Source organism: Mycetocola sp. 2940 (assembly GCF_040548835.1).
Taxonomy (GTDB): domain Bacteria; phylum Actinomycetota; class Actinomycetes; order Actinomycetales; family Microbacteriaceae; genus Mycetocola_A.
The window spans coordinates 50,635-71,400 of record NZ_JBEPSK010000001.1 but is presented as its reverse complement, the minus strand read 5'-3'; the positions used below and the strand labels follow the sequence as shown (position 1 = coordinate 71,400).

General features: G+C 67.6%; 15 protein-coding genes. 6 read left to right on the top strand and 9 right to left on the bottom strand.

All coding sequences use genetic code 11. The features are described from left to right. Position 1 precedes the first annotated feature (1 nt). Both treY and glgX read right to left on the bottom strand, forming a co-directional pair. Positions 2-2,329, bottom strand: a complete 2,328-nt coding sequence (treY, locus tag ABIE24_RS00335) for a malto-oligosyltrehalose synthase (RefSeq protein ID WP_354495707.1) — start codon at positions 2,327-2,329, stop codon at positions 2-4. Next, positions 2,326-4,536, bottom strand: a complete 2,211-nt coding sequence (gene glgX / locus ABIE24_RS00330; RefSeq protein ID WP_354495705.1) for a glycogen debranching protein GlgX — start codon at positions 4,534-4,536, stop codon at positions 2,326-2,328. Before glgX ends, treY begins: the two co-directional genes overlap by 4 nt. A gap of 265 nt (positions 4,537-4,801) precedes the next feature. Between glgX and ABIE24_RS00325 the strand changes: the two genes are divergently transcribed. Genes ABIE24_RS00325 through ABIE24_RS00310 form a run of 4 tightly spaced genes read left to right on the top strand, consistent with a single transcriptional unit; the run spans position 4,802 to position 7,650 of the window. Further along, positions 4,802-5,998, top strand: coding sequence for a baeRF2 domain-containing protein (locus ABIE24_RS00325; RefSeq protein ID WP_354495703.1), 1,197 nt, complete (start codon positions 4,802-4,804; stop codon positions 5,996-5,998). Between the two features lie 49 nt (positions 5,999-6,047). Beyond that, positions 6,048-6,440 carry a DoxX family protein gene (locus tag ABIE24_RS00320; protein WP_354495701.1) on the top strand — a complete coding sequence of 131 codons (393 nt, stop codon included), beginning with the start codon at positions 6,048-6,050 and terminating at the stop codon, positions 6,438-6,440. Then, a complete protein-coding gene (locus ABIE24_RS00315; RefSeq protein ID WP_354495699.1) occupies positions 6,437-7,144 on the top strand; it encodes a hypothetical protein in 708 nt (235 codons plus the stop codon). The genes ABIE24_RS00320 and ABIE24_RS00315 overlap by 4 nt, the downstream gene beginning before the upstream one ends. Next, a complete protein-coding gene (locus ABIE24_RS00310; RefSeq protein WP_354495697.1) occupies positions 7,141-7,650 on the top strand; it encodes a mycothiol transferase in 510 nt (169 codons plus the stop codon). The genes ABIE24_RS00315 and ABIE24_RS00310 overlap by 4 nt, the downstream gene beginning before the upstream one ends. On the opposite strand, the gene ABIE24_RS00305 is transcribed toward ABIE24_RS00310, so the two are convergent. From ABIE24_RS00305 to ABIE24_RS00290, 4 genes are read right to left on the bottom strand one after another with little or no spacing between them, the layout of a single operon-like run. Then, a complete protein-coding gene (locus ABIE24_RS00305; protein WP_354495696.1) occupies positions 7,651-9,012 on the bottom strand; it encodes a maltokinase N-terminal cap-like domain-containing protein in 1,362 nt (453 codons plus the stop codon). A 38-nt stretch (positions 9,013-9,050) separates the two neighbouring features. Beyond that, positions 9,051-9,962, bottom strand: a complete 912-nt coding sequence (locus tag ABIE24_RS00300) for a hypothetical protein (RefSeq protein WP_354495694.1) — start codon at positions 9,960-9,962, stop codon at positions 9,051-9,053. Beyond that, the gene (locus tag ABIE24_RS00295) at positions 9,955-12,591 is read right to left on the bottom strand and encodes an ATP-binding protein (protein WP_354495693.1); all 2,637 of its coding nucleotides are present in this window, start codon (positions 12,589-12,591) and stop codon (positions 9,955-9,957) included. The genes ABIE24_RS00300 and ABIE24_RS00295 overlap by 8 nt, the downstream gene beginning before the upstream one ends. Beyond that, on the bottom strand, positions 12,560-15,235 hold the full coding sequence (locus ABIE24_RS00290; protein WP_354495691.1) for a DUF4062 domain-containing protein: 2,676 nt from the start codon (positions 15,233-15,235) through the stop codon (positions 12,560-12,562). Before ABIE24_RS00290 ends, ABIE24_RS00295 begins: the two co-directional genes overlap by 32 nt. Positions 15,236-15,367: 132 nt before the next feature. On the opposite strand from ABIE24_RS00290, the gene ABIE24_RS00285 reads away from it, so the two are divergent. Further along, positions 15,368-17,080 (top strand): NAD(P)/FAD-dependent oxidoreductase, encoded by a 1,713-nt coding sequence (locus ABIE24_RS00285; protein WP_354495689.1) that lies wholly within the window; start codon positions 15,368-15,370, stop codon positions 17,078-17,080. A 4-nt stretch (positions 17,081-17,084) separates the two neighbouring features. On the opposite strand, the gene ABIE24_RS00280 is transcribed toward ABIE24_RS00285, so the two are convergent. Together ABIE24_RS00280 and ABIE24_RS00275 are read right to left on the bottom strand one after the other, a co-directional pair. Further along, positions 17,085-17,954 (bottom strand): DUF72 domain-containing protein, encoded by an 870-nt coding sequence (locus tag ABIE24_RS00280; RefSeq protein WP_354495688.1) that lies wholly within the window; start codon positions 17,952-17,954, stop codon positions 17,085-17,087. Then, positions 17,929-18,366 carry an MSMEG_6728 family protein gene (locus ABIE24_RS00275; protein WP_354495686.1) on the bottom strand — a complete coding sequence of 146 codons (438 nt, stop codon included), beginning with the start codon at positions 18,364-18,366 and terminating at the stop codon, positions 17,929-17,931. Before ABIE24_RS00275 ends, ABIE24_RS00280 begins: the two co-directional genes overlap by 26 nt. A 103-nt stretch (positions 18,367-18,469) precedes the next feature. Here ABIE24_RS00275 and ABIE24_RS00270 point away from each other — a divergent pair, with 103 nt between their 5' ends. Continuing rightward, positions 18,470-19,516, top strand: a complete 1,047-nt coding sequence (locus tag ABIE24_RS00270) for an ATP-dependent DNA ligase (RefSeq protein ID WP_354495684.1) — start codon at positions 18,470-18,472, stop codon at positions 19,514-19,516. Positions 19,517-19,626: 110 nt separating this feature from the next. Here ABIE24_RS00270 and ligD read toward each other — a convergent pair whose 3' ends face one another. Continuing rightward, positions 19,627-20,679 (bottom strand): non-homologous end-joining DNA ligase, encoded by a 1,053-nt coding sequence (gene ligD / locus ABIE24_RS00265; protein ID WP_354495682.1) that lies wholly within the window; start codon positions 20,677-20,679, stop codon positions 19,627-19,629. Positions 20,680-20,766: the final 87 nt, after the last annotated feature.

Here is a 20,766-nt window from a genome sequence, read left to right as displayed (position 1 = left end):
GTCAGTTCCCCATCGCTCGGTGATCGTCGAAGTCGTCGGTGACGAGAAGGGCGACCGGGTACTGCCGAAGAAGGTCAGCGAGTCGCACCGTCCCGCCGGCGTAGCGTTCGCCGGTGAGCGCGTCGAGCCAGCGGTGACCGGCAAGCTCGAGCGTCGTGTCGGCCCAACCGCCTGCCGCCTCCAGCCCCAGCGGCAGGCGCGTCGCCACGGTCACGGCGTTCCCGCGGTCGAAGGCGACGACGTGGTCTGCGGCGCTTCCGTAGGCAGGGACGGGAAGGTAGCGGGAGAACCATTCCGGCTTGTCGCGGCGAAGCCGCAGCGCCCGCGAGGTGACCAGCAGTTTCGCCGCACCGGTCTCATCGACCTCCGGCAGCCAGCCCCGGTCGACCCGGGCCAGGTACTCACGGCGGATTCCGAAGTCCACCTGGCGGCGGTTATCGGGGTCGACGAGCGACGTCTCCCACAGTTCGCTGCCCTGGTACACGTCGGGAACACCGGGGGCGGTGAGCTGCAGCAGTTTCGCCCCGAGCGAGTTCGACCAGCCGGCCTGCTCCACGCGGGCGACGAAGGTCGTGAGGATGCCGTTCAGTCGCTCGTCCTCGAAGATCGCGGCGACGAGGTCATGCATTCTCGCTTCGAACGCCGCATCCGGGTTCGTCCAGGTGGTCGACGTTCCGGCCTCGCGCGATGCTTTCTCGGCGTAGGCGTCGAGCCGTTCGCGGCTGATCGGCCAGGCGCCGAGAACGGCTTCCCACAGCAGTTTTTCGAATGGACCGTCGTCGAGCGGCGCGATCTCCCGCAGTTGCCCGAGAACGGTTTCCCACTCGGCGGGGATCTCCGCCAGCACCGAGATGCGCGCGCGGACGTCTTCGCCACGCTTCGTGTCGTGGGTCGACAGCGTGGTCATCGATGCCGGGAGAACCGCCTGGCGGTGCTGCTGGCGGGAGTGGAAGTCGTCGACACTGATCGAGAACTCCCCCGGCTCAGCCCCGACCTCGTTGAGCGATGTGAGTCGACTGAACCGGTAGAAGGCGGTGTCCTCGACTCCCTTGGCCATGACCATCCCGGAGGTCTGCTGAAACCGGACAGCGGCCGGATGCTGCCGGTCGGCCAGCACCGGAAGGAGGGCGTCGATGCGGTCGGCCAGTTCCGGGCGCCGCGCTGCCGCAATCCGCGCCGCGTGCCGGAGGTGCTCTTCGCCGAACGGCACATACGAGCGGTACACCGGAAAGGCGGCGAGGAGTTCGGCGAGAGCATCGGCAGCCCCCGGAACCTCGGGGACCAGGCGCGCCAGTCGCAGCACTTCGGAGCGCAGGATGCCGTCAGCGATGCGCCGCTTGTTCTCGAAGATCAGTTCGGGCCAGATCGCGTCGGCCTCAACGGTGGTGCCCTGAAGCCGGCTCTCGAGCGCGTCGAGGGCGGTCTTGCCTGCCGGGTCGACGAGGACCCGGTCGATGTCGCCGAGCGCATCGTATCCGGTGGTTCCGGCGGTCGCCCAGCTCGGCGGAAGCTGCTCGTCACCCTCGAGGATTTTCTCGACGAGCACGTACGTGCCCCCGGTCGCCGCTTGAAGCGCATCGAGGTACCCGCCCGGGTCGGCGAGGCCGTCCGGGTGGTCCACCCGCAGCCCGTCCACGAGCCCCTCGCGGACCCAGCGAACGATCTCAGCATGCGACTCGGCGAAGACCCACGGCACTTCGACGCGGATGCCGGCGAGCGAGTTCACGGCGAAGAACCGCCGATAGTTGAGGTCGGCGTCCGCCCGGCGCCAATTCACCAGCTCGTAATTCTGCCGGCCGTGGACGACCCGCGGGTCCGCTCCGTCGTCGGCGCTGCCCGGAGCGAGGGGAAACGCGTTGTCGTAGTACCGCAGCTGCCCGTTCGTGATTTCCAGCGCGTCGAGCTCGGTGTCGCCATCGCCGAGAACGGGGATCCGGATCTTGCCGTTCGCCGCGTCCCAGTCGACGTCGAACGCTTCGGCATATCGTGAGCCCTGGCCGTGGGTGAGCAGGTCCTGCCACCAGCCGTTGGCCGACGGCGTCGCGACGCCCATGTGGTTGGGCACGATGTCGACGAGGATGCCGCGCCCGGCCGAGCGCGCGACGCTCGCGAGCGTGGCAAGGCCATCGGCGCCGCCGCGGACCGGGTCGATCCGCGAGTGGTCGATCACGTCATAACCGTGGTCAGAGCCCGGTTCGGCGACGAGGAGTGGCGAGAGGTAGAGCCAGTCGGCGCCGAGCGAGGTCACGTAGTCGGTGACCTCGCCGGCGTCGTTCAGGTCGAAGCTCTCCCGGATCTGCAGACGATACGTCGACAGAGGGAGCTTCACGTTACGGCTCCTGGCTTCACTTCGGTGGAGTGCGTGAGCTGCGATCCGCTGAGGACGGCGAGGGATGCCGCCACCGAGTGGTCCGGTTCCGCTTCGGGAGCGCTGTACGCGCGCATGACGAGGAGCGACCGGGCGGCGACGTGCTGCAGCGATCCCGCCTTGCGGGGCACGGAGTCGGCGCCTTCACCGGCGGTGTCGACGACGATCTCCCATGCCTTCGAGTACTCCTCGGGCGGAAGCGTGAACTCGGCGTCTTCGGCATCCGCATTGAAGAAGAGCAGGAAGTTGACGTCGGTGATGGCCTGGCCGCGGGCATCACGCTCGCGGATCCCCTGGCCGTTGAAGAACACACCGACGGTGCGGGCGAGTTTCACGTCCCAGTCTTCCGGCTGCATCTCTTCGCCTTCACGGTTGAGCCAGACGATGTCCGACAGCGGCTCTCCTTCGCCTCGGCGAACGGGCCGGCCGTCGAAGAAGCGGCTGCGACGGAACACCGGGTGCTCCTTGCGCAGCCTCGCGACGGCGGAGGTGAACTCAACGAGTGGTGCGTCCGCCTGGTCCCAGTGCACCCAGGTCAGTTCGTTGTCCTGGGCGTACCCGTTGTTGTTTCCCTGCTGGGTCCGTCCGAGTTCGTCGCCGTGCAGGAGCATCGGCACCCCCTGAGACAGCAGCATGGTGGCGATGAAGTTGCGCTGTTGGCGCGCCCGGAGCCCGAGCACCGTGGGGTCGTCGGTCTCGCCTTCCGCACCTGAGTTCCACGAACGGTTGTGCGATTCGCCGTCGTTGTTGCCTTCGCCGTTGGCGTCGTTGTGCTTCTCGTTGTACGACACGAGGTCGCGGAGGGTGAACCCGTCGTGTGCGGTGACGAAGTTGATCGAGGCGACCGGCCGGCGGCCGGAGTGCTCGTACAGGTCGGCTGAGCCGGTGAGCCGCTGCGCGAACTCCGCGAGCGTCGACGGCTCGCCGCGCCAGAAGTCGCGTACGGTGTCGCGGTACTTGCCGTTCCATTCCGTCCACTGGGGAGGGAAGTTGCCGACCTGGTACCCGCCGGGGCCGACGTCCCACGGCTCGGCGATGAGCTTCACCTGGGAGACGATCGGGTCCTGCTGCACGAGTTCGAAGAAGGTGGAGAGCCGGTCGACTTCGTACAGGTCGCGCGCAAGTGCGCTGGCGAGGTCGAACCGGAAACCGTCGACGTGCATCTCGGTGACCCAGTACCGAAGGGAGTCCATGATGAGCTGCAGGGAGTGCGGGTGCCGCACGTTGAGCGTGTTGCCGGTGCCGGTGTAATCGGTGTAGTACCGCTTGTCGTCGTCTTCGAGGCGGTAGTAGGCCTCGTTGTCGAGGCCGCGGAACGACAGCGTCGGGCCGAGGTGGTTGCCTTCTGCTGTGTGGTTGTACACGACGTCGAGGATGACTTCGATGCCTGCTGCGTGCAGCGAGCGGACCATGCCCTTGAATTCCTGCACCTGCTGGCCGTCTTCGCCGGTGGACGAGTAGTCGCTGTGCGGGGCGAAGAAACCGATGGAGTTGTAGCCCCAGTAGTTACTCAGGCCCTGGTCGAGCAGCGTGGAGTCCTGCACGAACTGGTGCACCGGCATCAGTTCGATCGCCGTGACGCCGAGCTTGAGGAGGTGCTCGATCGTGGCGGGGTGGGCGATCCCGGAATAGGTGCCGCGCTGAGACTCGGGGATCGCCTCGTTGAGCTGGGTGAGACCCTTCACGTGCGCCTCGTAGATCACGCTCTGGCCGTAAGGGACCCTCGGATGCCGGTCGCCGGCCCAGTCGAAGAACGGGTTGACCACAACGCTGAGCATCGTGTGCGGGGCGGAGTCCTCATCGTTGCGCGAGTCCGGGTCGCCGAAGTTGTACGAGAACAACGCCTGGCTCCAGTCGTTGGTGCCGCACGTCGCCTTCGCATACGGGTCGAGGAGAAGCTTGTTCGGGTTCGCACGCTTCCCGTGGCTCGGGTCGTAGTCACCGTGCACACGGTAGCCGTAACGCTGTCCAGGCTGGACCTCGGGAAGGTAGCAGTGCCAGATGAAGGCCTCCACCTCCCGCAGCTCGATCCTGGTTTCGTCGCCACCCTCCTCATCGAAGAGGCACAGCTCGATCTTGTGTGCAGCTTCGCTGTAGACGGCGAAGTTCGTGCCGCTTCCGTCGTAGGTTGCACCGAGCGGGTAGGCGGTTCCTGGCCAGGTTTCCATCGATCTCCTTGGTGTACTTCGCCGGCGAGTTCTCGCACGGCGCGGGTACAAATCTAGTTTGTCGACGCCCGACCTCCCTCTTCGGGGGTTTTCGCTGGCTTTTTCGCACGACGGATGATAAGCGCATTTCGCATTCCGGCGGCACCCGCAATTCGGTCTTGTGCGTCTGGACCTCCGAGGGTTTCATGGAACCATCGCTACATCGCTGTGCGGTCGCCGATCTGGTAGATCCCCGGTGTAACGCCACACATCGGAGGAGGACGTCATGGCCAACCGACCAGCAGTGGAGAACGAGAAAGCGACTCGCGACATCCGCAACGAACAGTTCCATGATTGGGCGTCGCTGTGGCGCCGCCAGGAACGTTCATCTGTTGTTCATGTCGAGGCCGCCGCACTGTTCGACGGTTCAGGGCAGGATGCGGAGACTCGCAGGCAATCCATCCAGGATTCCCTCGCCGCCGAAGGCGCGCCAGACGAGGACCGCGCCGTCATCGACCGGATCCTGTCCGAGCCGACCGGGGTGGGCGGGCCCTGTTCGCGATTCGTGGTGGTTACGGATGGAGAACCGGTGGTGAACGAGGTTCTCGCCGGACCGATGGCATCCGCCGAGATCGTGTCGCATACGAAAGTTCCGAACCTGCTCCCCCTTCTCGTCGACCGCGGCAACGACGCGTTGTATCTCGTCGTCGAGGCGGGCAGGGACGGTGGAGAGATCCATGCTTTCCGGGCGCGCCACAGCGCAGCGCTGCGCAGTGAGGACGTGCAGGGGCGGACGGACAGCCTGAACAAGGTCCAGGCGGGCGGCTGGGCGCACAGCCGGTACCAGCACCACTCGGAGGAGATCTGGAAGCAGAACCAGAACCAGCTGGCCGATGCGGTCGACGCATTGGTCAGGGAACTGCGGCCCCGCCTGATCGTCCTGGCCGGCGACCTCCGCGCTGTGCAGCTCCTCGTTGAGGAGCTCGCACCGGCATCGCGGGAGATCGCATCGACGGTCGCGACCCATGTGCGGGCCGCCGGGTCATCGCGCGGAGCGCTCAACGACCATGTCGCCTCGAAGCTCGACGAGCTTCGCGCAAAGGACGAAACCGCGGCGATCGACCGCCTGTCGGCCGGCGACTTCGAGAACGGCGCCGTCGGGGTCGGTGCGGTGATCCACTCCTTGCAGCAGGGGCAGGTGGAGACCATACTCCTCGACCTCGATGCGCTCGGCGACCGGCCGCTGTTCGCACTCGCCTCCGAACCGTGGGTGGCCTCTGCCCCGGAGGAAGCGCTCGGCGCAAAGGTGCTGGAGTCGGTTCCGGCGGCGCTCGCCCTGGCCAGGGCGGGGCTCGTCGCTGACTCCCGGCTGTTGTTCGTCGAATCCGGTCGGCTGCCGGAGCGCGCGGGCGTGGCCGCGGTGCTTCGCTGGCCCACCGGCCCCGCGGTACCCGGAACCGCACGCTGGACCCCGCGTCCTTAGGAGCCCGCGTCCGTCGCGGAAACACCCGCTAATCCCCTACTGTGGCTGGATGAGTGCGAAGACGACTCCTCCGGCCCAGTGGGCGGGAACGGCCCTGGCCGGCCTGTTCGCGGTGACCGGGACGCTGCATTTCCTGCGTCCGGCCATCTTCGATGCGATCGTGCCCCGGGGCCTGCCTGGCTCCAGCCGCATGTGGACGTGGGCGTCGGGGATGGCCGAGTTCCTTCTCGCCGGTCTCGTAGCATCCCGGTTCCGCAACCTGGGCGGTCTGCTTTCGGCGGTGTTCCTCGTCGCCGTCTTTCCGGCGAACGTCCGCACCGTCCGGGTGGTGCGAAGACAACCTCCGACGGTCCGGCTGATCGCGCTGGCGCGGCTGCCGCTGCAGGCGCCGTTGATCGCTCTGGCTCTCCGGGTCGGCCGAGGCGAGGACGGAACCCGATGACCGGCACCCGGAAGCCCGACACCGCAGCCGCTGTCGGCCACCTGCTCGCGAACGTGTTCGCGCTGCTGCAGCGGTGGCGGCATCCGCGTCCGATCCATCCTCACGGCGTCGCGCTCGAAGGGACCGTGCGGTTCCTCACCGGCAGCGCCCCCACCGGCTTGTCCTGTTTCGATGATCCTGTCTCGGCCGAAATCGCCGTTTCGGCGCGGGCCTCCCGGTCGCTCGGCGTGCCCGCTCCGCTGCCCGACGTCATCGGGCTGGCGCTTCGGCTTTCGCTCCCCACCGGTCCCGCCGACCTGGTTCTCGCGTCGACCGGCTTCGGCTTTCCCTCACGATTCTGGCTGGCGTTCCAGCGGTCACCATCCCGTGCCCGGTTCACGACCCTGTTCCCCTATCGATCGGCGCGGGGTCCTGTCCTTATCGCCGCCCGCACGATCGAGCCGGCGAGCCTCCCGACGGAACCGTCCGCCCTGGCCAGGGCGCTCGAAAAAACGACCTGGCGCCTGCGCCTCTATTCCGCGACGACGGCCGGGCGCTGGTATCCGTTCGCGATCGTCGAACTCGGCCGCTCGCCCGAGCAAGCGATCGACACGTCGGACCGGTTCGACCCGATGCGGAACCCGCTGCCGGGTTCTGACTGGTACCCGTGGGAACGCCGCCTGCGGCAACCCTCCTACTCGAACGTACAGAGGAGATCTTCATGACCGGCGCAGACCTTCTGACGGATGCTTTCGGGAGGGTGGCCGAGAGCGTCCACCGCACGGTGAAAGGCCTCGACGCGCGAACGCTGATGGCGCGGGTTGACCCGGACGCGAATTCCATCGCCTGGCTGATCTGGCACCTCACACGGATCCAGGACGACCACATCGCCGACATCCTCGACACCGATCAGATCTGGCTCTCAGCGGGGTGGGTCGACCGGTTCCGGCTGACCCTTTCCCCGGCCGACACGGGCTTCGGTCACTCGAGCGACGAGGTCGCCGCCGTGGTGGTGGACTCTCCGGACCTGCTGCTCGGTTATTTCGACGAGGTGCATGACCGCACGATGCATCTTGTTGCCGGGGTGTCGAAAACGGAACTCGACCGGATCGTCGACGAAAACTGGACCCCGGCCGTCACGCTCGGAGTCCGGCTCGTCAGTGTGCTCGCCGACGACCTCGAGCACGTCGGCCAGGCCGCGTTCGTGCGGGGCCTGCTCCAGCGCCGCTGATCAGCGGGCGCGGGCGGCGAGCCGCCGCAGCGCCGTCAGCGGGATGGTGAGCCAGTCGGGCCTGTTGCGTGCCTCGTACACGGCCTCGTACACGGCCTTGTCCATCTCGAACGCGTCGAGGAGTTCGCGGTGGGCGCGGAGGTCCGTCCCGGACTCAGCGATGTAGCCGTCGAGGAAGGCGTGGCGGGACGCACTCGTCCATGCTGCGGCGTGTTCCGTGCTGCCGAGCGATCCGGCCACGTAGTCGAAGCTGCGGAGCATGCCGGCGACGTCGCGGAGGGCGAAGTCTGGCCGGGATCGTTCGAGCATGGGTCGCATCGGTTCACCCTCGAAGTCGAGGAGGATCCAGTGACCGTCGGCGAGCAGGACCTGGCCGAGGTGGTAGTCGCCGTGGATGCGCTGCAGCGCAGGCCAGTCCAGGTTCCCGGCGGTGGAATACAGGCGCTCGATCGGCTCGCGAAGTTCGGCGATGGCAGGGACTTCATCGATCGCAAGTTGGAGCCGCGCCTGCCAGCTGGCGAGGGTTTCGGCGACGTTCTCCGCCGACGGGGAAAGGGTTCCGAAGGCCTCTGCCAGGGTGCGGTGCACTTCGGCGGTAACGACCCCGAGAGCATGGGCGTCTGTGGTGAAGTCCTCCCCGGCTTCACTGGCACGCAACGCGAAGCGCCACGCGTCTTCGGCGCCCGCCAGGAACTCCTGGGCGAATGCGAGGTGCCCGCGGGCGCGGCCTCCGGGTTGCCCGGAGTCGTCCCACTCCCCTTCGATGCATCCGATCGAGTGCGGCACACTCTCGGATCCCGCCGCCGCCAGGGCTGACTGCAGCACGACGTCAGGGTTCTCACCGTGGTGCAGCGCCCGGAAGACCTTGCAGATCACCCGGAGGGGTCCGTCCGGGGTCGTGACGCGGTAGATGATGGAGGTGTTGGACTGTTCCCCACGGAGGACCCGAGCGGCGAGGATCGTCGTCAGGTCGAGGTTCGCGAAAGCGCGGCCGGTGGCATCCGCCCCTTCGGAAACCGCGGCGGCGTTCGCGGTGATCATGCGCAGCAGCGCTTCGGCGTAGGCGGGGTCGTGGGGTCCGTCGTACAAGTGGACGGTGTCGTTCCCGTCAGCGTAGGTGCCGATCAACGCCGCATCGCCGTCGTCGAGGGGTGATGTCCGCTCGGTGACGGGCACCTGGTAGAGCACGGGAACGGTCGCGCCATGGTCCATGATCAGGTGCGTGTGCACGCGGGCGTCGACGGCTGGGATCTGCCAGCTGCCAATCAGTTGGAGCTCGGGAAGGCGTCCTTTGCTGGCGAACCAGCGTTGGGATCCGAGCCAGGGGGCGATGAGATCGAGGTGGCTCGTCAGCAATGACATGTACGAAGACTATTACGCCTGCGGGTCAGACCCGTCTGTCACGCCTCGGGGTTGACAGCGCTTCTCCGAGTGTGGGGTGCCTGTTCCGCGCCTCGGCGAGCACGACGATCGCAGTACAGATACAAAACCGCGTACGCGACGAGCGCCACGCTGAGGGTGACCACCACCGGCAGGGTGACCGCGTTCTCCCACAGCAGCTGGTCCCGGCAGAGGACGACGGCGAGGTTGAGGAGGACCAGGCTCACCATCTGCGCCTGGAAGATCCAGCGGAACGCGCTCCAGCGGGAGTCGACCAGCAGCCAGATGTGCACGGTGCCGGGAAGGGTGAGCACCGTTCCGACCACGCGCGCGGTCAACGGCGTGAGCTCCCACGCCCACGAGCCGATGGCCACAGCCGGGTTGAAGAAGAGCACCAGGCCGGTTGCCAGCGAAACCGCCCCGAAGATGGCGAGCAGAATGCGCACCGGGCGAGAGATCGTCGTATCGACGGCATCCGGTCTGCCTCGATCCGCCCGCCAGTTCACCACGAGGACGCCCAGCAGCAGCACCGGGCTGACGAGATAGAGCGTCGCCCAGGTGATGAACGAGATGTGGCCGAAGTGGAAACGGTCCCAGTGGAGCACCGTGGCGATCGCCAGGAGCGTCGCGAAGAGCACGACCGCCGGGAACCCATGCCTGACCCGGTGCCAGCGATCCTGTCTGAGCACCTGAAGAAAAAACCAGATGCCTCCGGCGTAGGCCGCCCCAAGCACCATGGCGGTGAGAGGCGGCTGGATCGTCCACGCGAACAACCGCTCGGTGTCTGCCGGAAACCCATACAGCAGCACGACCGCGGCCGCGAGGAAGGGCAGCACTAGCACGGCGACCGCTTTCGTAAGCGGTCGGATGCCGTCATCACCGCGCGCGGGGCGCGTGCGTCCTTCCGATCCCCCGGTCTCGTGGTCAGCCATCTTCTGGGCCTCCTCCCGTGCCTGCCTGTGCGGGGAGGCGCAATGCTTCCTCAGCCGCTGCCCGAGCCGAGAGGCTCCGCCCAGCTGCTCGGGCCTGCTCGAACGCCGATGCTCCGTCGCTCGCCAGGATCTGCCCGACCCACTGCTGGTGGAACGAGAACGACGGAGCGTTGTAGATGCCGCTCTGCTCCCGCAGCCGTTCGGCAGCTCCAAGGAGACGACCAGCACGCTCGAGGTCGCCGAGCGATGCGGCTGTCGCCACCATGCCTTCCAGGCCGTACGCGATTCCCTCGTCGTGCGCGAGGCCGAGCGACAGGGTGAGACTCTCATCGAACGACGCCTGCGCTGCGGGAAGCGCCCCGAGCAGGATCTGGGCCCAGCCGAGGTGGTGCAGGGCAATGGTCTCGCTGAGTTCGTCCTGCTGCGCTCGAGCGAGGGTCAGGCTGTCCTGGAACCGGTCGAGGGCGGCCTGAACATCGTGCTGCAGCAGGGCCACCCGCCCCAGGGTGACCAGCGCCATCCCCTGCCCCCACCTGTCCCCGGCGCTGCGGAAGATGTCCAGGCTCGACTCGAGATGCTCGGCTGCTCCGGCGGGGTCGGGTTCACGTGCGGCGAGCAACGCCAGCGCGAGCGTAATCCGGGTCAGGGCTTCGCCTGGAGGGTCGCCTGCCCGGCGGAACAGCTCGGCGCTTTCCAGGAGGCCGGGTATCACTTGGCCGTCCGGATCCTGCCAGAAGGCGGTAGCACGCGCGTAGTACAAGGCCACGGCGCGGGTGAGGTCCTCGACCGGCGCGCCGGATGCCAGTACGGACTCCATCCACCGGCGCACCTCCCCGAAGTGGCCGCCCAACCACCAGTAGATGTACAGCGTCCAGACGAACTCGGCGGCGCGATCCCAGTCCTCCCGCTCGAGGAGGTACCGCGCCGTTGCCCGGAGATTGTCCCGATCGTCGGTGAGCCTCACCATCCACTCCCGTTGCTTCGGGCCTTCGAGTTCGGGCTCGGCTTCGACCCCGATCGCGAGGAAGTAGCGGGCGTGCCGCTCGCGGAAGTCGGCCAGGGTCCCAGCCGCCTCGAGTTGCTCGAGAGCGTACGCGCGAACCGTCGCCAGCACCGAGAACCAGGAACGGCTTCCGCGGTCCTGCTGTTGCACGAGGCTGCTGTCGACGAGTGCGCCGAGTGCGCCCAGGGTGTCGGCGCTGGGCGTCGGATCCCACACCGCTTCGATCGCCTCGAGTGCGAACCCGCCCTCGAACACTCCGATGGCGGCGAGGAGGTCTTTCTCGTCGTCGCCGAGCATCTGCGTGCTCCACTCGATGGTGCGTCGCAGCGTCTGCTGCCTCGCCGGAAGATCACGCGGCCCGCCCCCGAGGAACGGCAGCAGGCGGTCAAGCCGTTGGAGGATGGCCGCGGGCGACAGGACCCGGATCTTCGCCGCCGCCAGTTCCAGCGCGAGTGGTACACCGTCCAGTGCCGCGCTGATGCCGGCAACCGCTCCCATATTGGCCTCGGTCACCTCGAAGTCCGGCTTCACCGCGTGAGCGCGCTCGACGAACAGCTCAACCGCCGGCACCCGCACAATCGCGTCGGGTGTGATCGCCGCCCCCGGCGCAGGAAGCGCTAGGGGCCCGACCGCGAAGCTGCGCTCCACTGACACCCGGAGGAGAGCGCGGCTGGTGACGAGAAGGGTCAAATCCGGGACCGCCGTCAGCAGCTGCGTCAGTGTCGGAGCCGCATCGACGATCTGCTCGAAGTTGTCCAGGATCAGCAGCATTCGGCGAGCGCGCAGCGCCATCGTCAGTTTCTCGAACAGCGGGCTGTCACCGTCATCACGCACTCCCAAAGCCTGTGCAAGGGCGACAGGGACGAGCGCCGGGTCGTGTACTGCTGAGAAGTCGACGAACCGCACCCCACCGTCGAAAGCGTCGCGGACCCTTGCTGCTGCCGCGATGGCGAGCCGGCTCTTGCCGATACCGCCCGGTCCGGTGAGCGTCAGCAACCGGGTGGACCCGCCCCGCAGTATCCGTTCGAGGGATTCGAGTTCCTTGTCGCGGCCGATCAGTTCGGTGAGCGGCACGGGCAGGATCACCGCGTCGTCCGAATCGATGACCGCCGGTGGCGCCTCAGGAGGTGCAGCCGTCAGTTCGTCCCTGCTCTGGTCGAATCGCTCAGCGAGAAGGATGGCGAGGTCCGCTTCGATGAGACCCCGCAGTTCGCGTGCGTCGGAGAAGTACTTGAACGACGCTGAATCGTCTGAGCGGATGCGATCGAGCAGGTCGGTGAGACGGGGTTCCCTCGCCTCCGACTCCCGGATGTAGATCAGCTTGGGCATCGACCGGGCCGACAGGAGGTATTCGTCAGCGAGACCCGACACCTCCTCCCCGGGCGCAACCCAGCCGTACCGATCCCCATACAGGCCGACGAAGACATCGCTCTGCGCCAGGTAGGCGCGATAGAGGTCGCGTGGGGGGTGGGGCCGTGCGCCGAGTTCGAACATCACCGGCGCGAGGTGCAGGCGCTCGATCGCGGTGCGCGCCGCCTTGCGCTCCGGCGCCAGCTCTTTCAGAGTCGAGCTGACGAAGACACGGAGGCGCTGGTCAGGCGTTCGAATCGCTCGCGAGGGATTCATCTGAAAATTCTGGAACGATCCGGTCACTGCGTCCACCCCTCGTCTCCTGCAGGAGAGGCACGTTCAGGGCCTCCTCAACGGCTTGTGTGGGCGTGAGGGCCCGCCCTGTCTCCCGGGCCCGGTCGAACGTCGGAGCGGATTCGCCGGCGAGAATGGGGGCGATCCAGTCGGGGAGGAAGGAGATCGCCGGTGCGTTGTAGAGCCCCGTCTGCTCCCTCAGCCGTTCGGCGGCTCCGAGCAGGCGACCGGCGCGCTCGAGATCGCCGCGGGAAGCTGAGATCGCAACCATGCCTTCCAGACCGTGGGCGTTCTCTTCGTGGTGGCCGAGATTCAGTGACAGGCGGAGGCTGGCGGCGAACGACGCCTGTGCCTCCGGAATGGCGTCGAGCAAAAGATGCGCCCATCCGAGGTGGTGCAGCGCGATCGCTTCGGTGAGTTGGTCACCCTGCCGTCGGGAGAGTGCCACACTCGCGGTGAACCGCTCGAGCGCGCCGTCGACGTCGTCCTGTAACAGGGCAACGTGTCCGAGGGTGACGAGCGCCATCGCCTCCCCTCGCGCGTCACCGGCGTTGCGGAACAGCGTCAGGCTGGACTCGAGCTGCTCTCCGCCACTGGCCGCGTCAGCTTCGGGCCCGAGGAGCAGGGCCAGCCCAAGCGAGATTCGGGTCAGTCCCTCGCCTGAAGAGTCTCCCGCGCGATGGAACAGCTCAGCACCCTCACGAAGGCCGGGCACCACCTGTCCCTCGGAGTCCAGCCAGAACGTGATCGCGTGTGTGAAATAGAGGGCAATCGCCCGGGTGCGGCCGGTGACCGAAGCCCGGGAACTCAGGATCGTCTCCATCCAGCCGCGCACCTCTCCCAGATGTCCGCCCACCCACCAGAAGACGTACAACGACCACGCGAAGGCGGCCGCCCGGTCCCAGTCCTTCTGCTCGAGAAGGTATCGCCCCGTTGCGCGGAGGTTGTCTGAGTCGTCGGCGAGCTTCGCCATCCACTCCTGCTGCGACGGACCGACCAGCCCCGCGGCTGCCTCCAGCCCAACCGAGATGAAGTATCGGGCGTGTCGTTCCCGCACGTCGGCGAGGATCCCCAATGACTCGAGCTGTTCGAGTGCATAGGCCCGCACCGTGGCCAGAACGGAGTAGTAGGAACGATCGCCCTTGTCCTGTTGACGCACGAGACTGTTGTCGGCGAGGGTGCCCAGAGCACCGAGTGTGTCGGCGCCGGGGTCCCAGACCGATTCGATCGCCTCCAACGAGAACCCGCCATCGAACACCCCGATCGCGGCGAGGAGACTCTTCTCGTCGCCGCCAAGCATCTGTGTGCTCCACTCGATCGTCTGCCGGAGGGTCTGCTGGCGGGCAGGCAGGTCACGGGGCCCGCCACCCAGAAACGGCAACAGGTGGTCGAGCTTCGTAAGTATCGACGCCGGCGACAGGACGCGGATCTTCGCTGCCGCCAGCTCGATGGCGAGCGGTAAGCCGTCCAATGCTGCACAAATTCCGACGACGGCGTCGACGTTCACCGACGTGACCTCGAAGTCCGGCTTCACGGCGCGGGCGCGCTCGAGAAAAAGCGCGACGGCGGGGACCCCGACCACCGCACCCGGGTCGGCACCCGTCCTCTCGGTGGGCAGGTCGAGTGGCCCGACCGGGTAGCTGTGCTCGACCGACAGTCGGAGCAGGCTGCGGCTCGTGACCAGGAGGCTGAGATCCGGTGCTTCGGCGAGCAGGTCAGCGAGCGTGGGGGCGCCGTCCACGATCTGCTCGAAGTTGTCGAGCAGAAGGAGCATCCTGCGGCCGCGGAGCGCCATGGCGAGCTTCTCAGCGATGGGAGCGTCTCCTGTGTCCCGAACGCCCATGGCCTGGGCAATCGTGTGAGGCACGAGAGTCGGATCGTGCACCGGCGAGAAATCGACGAACACCACACCGTCCGGAAAGGCGTCGCCCACGCGCCCGGCCACCGCGATGGCCAGCCGGGTCTTGCCGATGCCGCCAGGGCCGGTGAGGGTGAGAAGCCGGGTCGACGCACCCATGAGCATCGGAGCGATGGCGTTCAGCTCCCGCTCCCGACCGACCAGGCCGGTGAGCGGCACCGGCAGCCGGACCGACTCTGCAGGAACAGCGACTTCCTCCTCCCGTGGTTCTTCGACCGGGTCCCCGTTCCTGCCGAGGTCGAAGCGCTCGGCAAGGAGCGTCGCGAGGTCCGCCTCGAGAAGCCCCCGCAACTCGCCGGCGTCGGAGAAGTACTTGAACGACGCAGTGTCGTCTGAGCGGATGCGATCGAGCAGGTCGGTGAGTCGCGGTTCCCTCGCATCAGACTCGCGGATGTAGATCAGCTTCGGCATCGTCGGAGACGACAACAGGTATTCGTCCGCCAGACCCGACACGTCTTCACCCGGCGCGACCCAGCCGTACCGGTCCCCGTACAACCCCACGAAAATGTCGCTCTGGGCCAGGTAGGAGCGGTACAGGTCGCGGGGCGGGTGAGGTCGTGCCCCGAGCTCGAACATCACCGGGGCGAGGTGAAGACGTTCGATGGCGGTGCGCGCCGCCTTGCGCTCCGGAGCCAGCTCCTTCAGGGTCGAACTGACGAAGACCCGGAGGCGCTGGTCAGGCGTTCGAATCGCTCGCGAGGGATTCATCTGCAAATTCTGGAACGATCCCGCCGTTCCGTCCACCCCGCCAATAACCCGGTGGTGGGATCCCGGGGCCAGGGGTACTGTGGCGGCATCCGGCCGCGGTTTCGGCCGGGCAAAGCGGGTGAAGGGTGCGACATGGCCAGTGACACGGACACGACGAGCACCGAACCGATCATCCTGGCTTGCGCGGCCGCCGATGACACGAGGGAACAACTGGCCGCGGAACTCTCCCGACGCTATTCAGCGAGTTATCGCATCCTCTCCTCGGCGAGCGCGGCAGAGTCCGCACACCTGCTGCGGTCCGCCGCAGATGCCGGGAGTCCTGTCGCCCTGGTGCTTTCCGACGACCTCACGGAGGACAAGGACGACGGCACCATCTTCGACGTGGCGCGCCGGCTGTTCCCCGACGTCCGCCGCGGTCTGGTCGTGCGGTGGGGCTCATGGGTGGACCCGGATGTCGCCCAGTCGATCTTCTCCGCCATGACCCGCACCCTGATCGACTACTACGTCGTGCAGCCCCGGCACAGCCCCGACGAATACTTCCACCGCACCGTCACCGAGTTCCTGCTCGAATGGGAGCGCGCGGCCGGTAACCATTCCCCCGACGCGATCGTGCTCGGCCGGGACGGGCTGCCCCGGGTACACGAGATCCGCCGGTTCCTGTCGCGGGCCGGCATCCGGTTCCGTTATGCCGCCCCCGGGTCGCCGCTGGCCGAAACCACGGCCGCCGACACCGGGCGGCCCGAGTCTGACGCCCCTGCCGTGCGCCTCGCCGACGGCCGACTTCTCGTCGACCCCACCAACGCGGAACTCGCGGATGCCGTCGGCCTCACCACCACACTCCCCTCGCACACCGTCGACCTCGTGATCGTCGGCGCCGGGCCCGGTGGGCTGGCCGCCGCCGTCTACGCCGCCTCAGAGGGCCTGGACACTCTCGTGCTCGAACGGGAGTCCATCGGCGGCCAGGCCGGGTCGAGTTCGCTGATCCGGAACTACCTCGGGTTCTCCCGGGGCGTCTCAGGCGCCGAGCTCTCCGAACGCGCGTACCAACAGGCCTGGGTCTTCGGTACCCGCTTCGCCCACACCCGCGAGGTGGTCGGTATGGAGATCGACGACGACGGCTTCGTGATCCGGGTCGCCCCGGGTGACAGTGTGCGCGCCCGTGCGGTGGTGCTGGCGAGTGGCGTGTCGTACCGCAGGCTCTCGATCCCCGGACTCGACCCGTGGGTGGGCTCCGCCGTCTTCTACGGCGCCTCCGCAGTCGAGGCCAAGGCGCAGACGGGGAGGATCGTGCACGTCGTCGGCGGGGGCAACTCCGCAGGTCAGGCGGCGTTGCACCTGGCCCGCTATGCGGCATCCGTCTCGCTGATCGTGCGCGGCCCCAACCTCGCCGCCAGCATGTCGGCGTACCTCATCGAAGAGCTGGAGGCGGCGGGCGTTGCCGTGCTCACCGAGGCGAAGGTCATCGGAGGCGGGGGGTCTGGCGACCGGCTCGACCACCTGGTGCTGCGGCATCGAGGCACCGGTGAGGAGACGACGGTTCCTTCGAACGCGCTGTTCATCACGATCGGCGCGGCTCCCCACACCGGATGGCTGCCGGAGCAGGTGCTCCGCGACGACTGGGGGTTCGTCTGGACCGGAAGCGATGTCGTGCTCGAAGGTGGGAGGCGCGCCTGGTCGCATGAGCGGCCGCCGGGGGTGCTGGAAGGATCGGTGCCCGGCTTCTTCGCGATCGGCGACGTGCGCCGTGGCTCGGTGAAGCGGGTGGCGTCGGCGGTCGGCGAAGGCTCCGTCGTGATCTCGTCGGTGCATGCGTTCCTGGCCGAACGTTCCGCAGAGCGAGGCTGAGAGGTCAGTCGGCTCTCGAGAGGAGCTCCCGGAGGCGCATGGCGTCGTACGGCGCCCGCACCTTGACGTCGTTGTCGCAGTACACGTAGACGTCGCGTGGCAGGCGGTCGGGAACGGTGGCACCGGTGCGCCAGCCGTCGATGCGCGCGGCCCATTCCCGCAGCGCCTCCTCCGGGTATCCGCTCACGTACAGCTCCTCCGCGCCGTGCAACCGCACGTAGACGACGTCCGACGTCACCTCGAACAGTTGCGGGAAATGACCGGCGCTGTCGGCGACGACGATGCCGGCGTCCTGTTCGCGCATGAGCTCGACGAATTCGTCACAATCGAAACTCGGATGCCGCACCTCGACACAGTGCCGGATCGGCCGGTCCGCGTCGGTCTCGAGCCAGGCACGGCCATCGAGCCGTTCGTCGTGACCGCGGGCGAACTCCACCGCCGACGCTGTCGTCCGTGGCAGCGCTGCGAGGAACGAGCGCACCGATTCGGGATCGAACGCCAGGTTCGGTGGAAGCTGCCAGAGAACGGGGCCGAGTTTCGGCCCGAGGGCGAGCAGCCCCGACGCGAAGAAGTTGGGCAGTGCCGTGGCTGCGTTGCGCAGCCGGAGGAGATGGGTGAGGTATCGGCTGCCCTTCACCGCGAACACGAAGTCATCGGGCACCTCGGCGGCCCAACGCTGGTAGTTGGCCGGCGTCTGCAGCGAATAGAACGACCCGTTGATCTCGACCGAGTCCAGGCGTTCCGCCACGTAGGCCAGTTCGTTCTTCTGCGCGAGGCCCTTCGGGTAGAACACCGACCGCCAGGGCTTATACCGCCAGCCGGAGATTCCCACCATGGCCCGGCCGGCGCTATCGGGTGGGCGCGGGCCAGACATAGGGCAGATCGTCGGGGACGCCGGGGAACAACGGTCCGTAGTGCGCCGGGTCCTTGCGAATCAGGTTCGATCGGTGGCTGAGGTGGAGCGCTTCGTCGCCGAGCCACGGCGGCAGGTCGAGGTCGTCCTGACCGATGATCTCCACCTCCGGGGCGAACAGCAGCACCTGCGCGCGGACCGTGTCGGAGTGCCCGCGCTCGATCCAGGCATCCGTCATCTCCAGGCCGTACCGGGTCAGCGCCGGAACGTATCCGCGCCACATCTTCGCCGCCGGGTGGTTACGCCAGCCGTAGGTGGGGATCGTCACCGCGCGGAGCAGTTGCAGCGCTTCCACCCGCTGTTTGCCGAGGCGCGAACGGTCGAGAACACGCGCGCTTTCGGCGAAGGACGGGTACGGGAGGAAGGTCTGCACAGTGGCACGACGCTAACACCGGCGCTCGCCGACGCGACACGGGTTGACGCGGGGTCAGTGCTGCCACTGTCGCCGCGACCCGCGGGTACGGCAGGATCGAGCCATGGAAACTTCGGCGCTCCCCTCCCCCATGCTCGCCAAAGCAGTCGACGCGGTCCCCGAGCCTGACAGCGTCGACGGCGGCCTGAGCTACGAACCGAAGTGGGACGGGTTCCGCGCGATCGTCTCCTTCAACGGCGACACGGTGGAGATCGGCAGCCGCGGGGCCAAGATGCTCACCCGGTACTTCCCCGAACTGACGGATGCCCTCGCCCGGCTCCTGCCTGGACCCTGCGTCCTCGACGGCGAAATCGTCGTACCGACGGGCGAGCCCGGCAGCCAGCGTCTCGACTGGGAAGCGCTGACCGCGCGCATCCACCCGGCCGAGAGCCGGGTGCGGATGCTCGCTGCCGAGACCCCGGCCATGTTCGTCGCCTTCGACCTTCTCGGGCAGGACGGCGAGAGCACCCTCGACGTGCCGTTTGCCGAGCGTCGGACCCGCCTGGAGGAGCTCGTCGGCTCGGCGGAGCACCCGCTGCACCTCACCCGGACCACACGCGACGTCGGACTGGCCCGGAACTGGCTGGTCGAGTTCGAGGGAGCCGGGCTCGACGGTGTGATCGCCAAGCCGCTCTCCGCCGGCTACGCGCCCGGTAAACGGCTGATGCTGAAGATCAAGCACCACAGGAGTGCCGACGTGGTGATCATCGGCTACCGCGTCCACAAGAGCGGTGCGGGTGTCGGTTCGCTGCTGCTCGGCCTCTACGACGAGAGCGGCGTCCTGCGGAACGTCGGAGGAGCATCCGCCTTCAGCAACGCCCGACGGCTCGAGCTCGTCGACGAGCTTGCTCCCCTGGTGCAGCGGGATGAGAACGGCGAGATCGCGAGCGCCGCAACGGATCGCAGCCGGTTCAGCGGCAGCAAGGACGTCTCGTTCGTACCGCTGGAGCCGACGCGGGTGGCCGAGGTGCAGTACGACCAGATGGAGGGCATGCGCTTTCGGCACACCGTGCAGTTCTTCCGCTGGCGGCCTGACCGCGAGGCGACGTCGTGCACCTTCGACCAGCTCGACCGGCCGATCGCCTATGACCTCAGCGACGTCCTCGACTAGTCGTACGGGCCAACCAAACGCTCAACAGGATCGGATTCACGAAACCGACGCTCTACAGGAAGAAGTGCACCATTTCAGCGGCCTTGTCCTGTTGACAGATGGGTCACCGACTAGTCGCCTTTTTTCGGGAGGTCGCCGTCCCAGTTCTCGGCGTTCTTGCGGCTCGGCTGCACGCGGGGCGGCTCCCCCGGCATCTTCGGGAAGTCAGGCGGGAACGGCAGCTCGCCCTGGCCGTTCGACACGTCGCGCTCCCACCACTCGAGCAGGACGTCGATGGTGCCGGGCTTCTCGTGCAGGTTCGCCCACGGGTCACCGACCGTGCGCAACCGGTCGGGCACCGTCAGGATGGTGTACGCCGTGGGGTCGGCGCTCTCGAGTTCGTCCCACTCCAGCGGGCACGACACCGGCGCATGGGCGAGTGCCCTCGGGCTGTATGCGCCAGCCATGGTGCGGTCACGGTTGGCCTGGTTGAAGTCGACGAAGATCCGCTCGCCGCGTTCCTCCTTCCACCACTTGGTGGTGACCTTGTCCGGCATCCGTCGTTCCAGTTCCCGGGCGGCGGCAATGACCGCATGTCGGACGTCGAGGAACTCCCGTACCGGGTCGATCGGCGCGAACACGTGGATGCCGCGGTTGCCGCTGGTCTTGACGAAGGCGGTCAGACCCGCCTCCTCGAGCACGGTGCGGAGGGCGAATGCGGCGGGAACGGCGTCGTCGAAGTCGGTGCCCGGTTGCGGGTCGAGGTCGATGCGCAGCTGGTCGGGATTGTCGGAGTTGTCGGCCCGCGACGGCCACGGGTGGAACACGACGGTGTTCATCTGCGCGGCCCAGACGGCGGCGGCAGGCTCGTCGAGGACGAGTTGCGGATGGGACCGCCCGCTGGGGTAGACGACGGGGACCGAACGGACGTAGTCGGGAGCTCCCTTGGGCGGGTTCTTGGAGAAGAACTGTTCGCCGTCGATGCCGCCGGGGAACCGTTGAAGCGACACCGGGCGATTCCCGTTGGCCCGGATGAACGCCTCGCCGACATCGACCAGGTAGGTGGCGAGGTCGAGTTTCGTGATGCCCGGTTCGGGCCACAGCACCCGCGTGGGACTGGAGATGCGCACGGCGCGCTCGTCGGTCGGACCGGGAACCGCGAGCATCACTGCGTCTTTTGCCATGGGGTCAACCTACCGGCGAACGGCATGGGCGGCTACGCACGAATTCCGTCGCTGAACCCGGTTGCCTGCCCGTGACGGTCCGGCGCA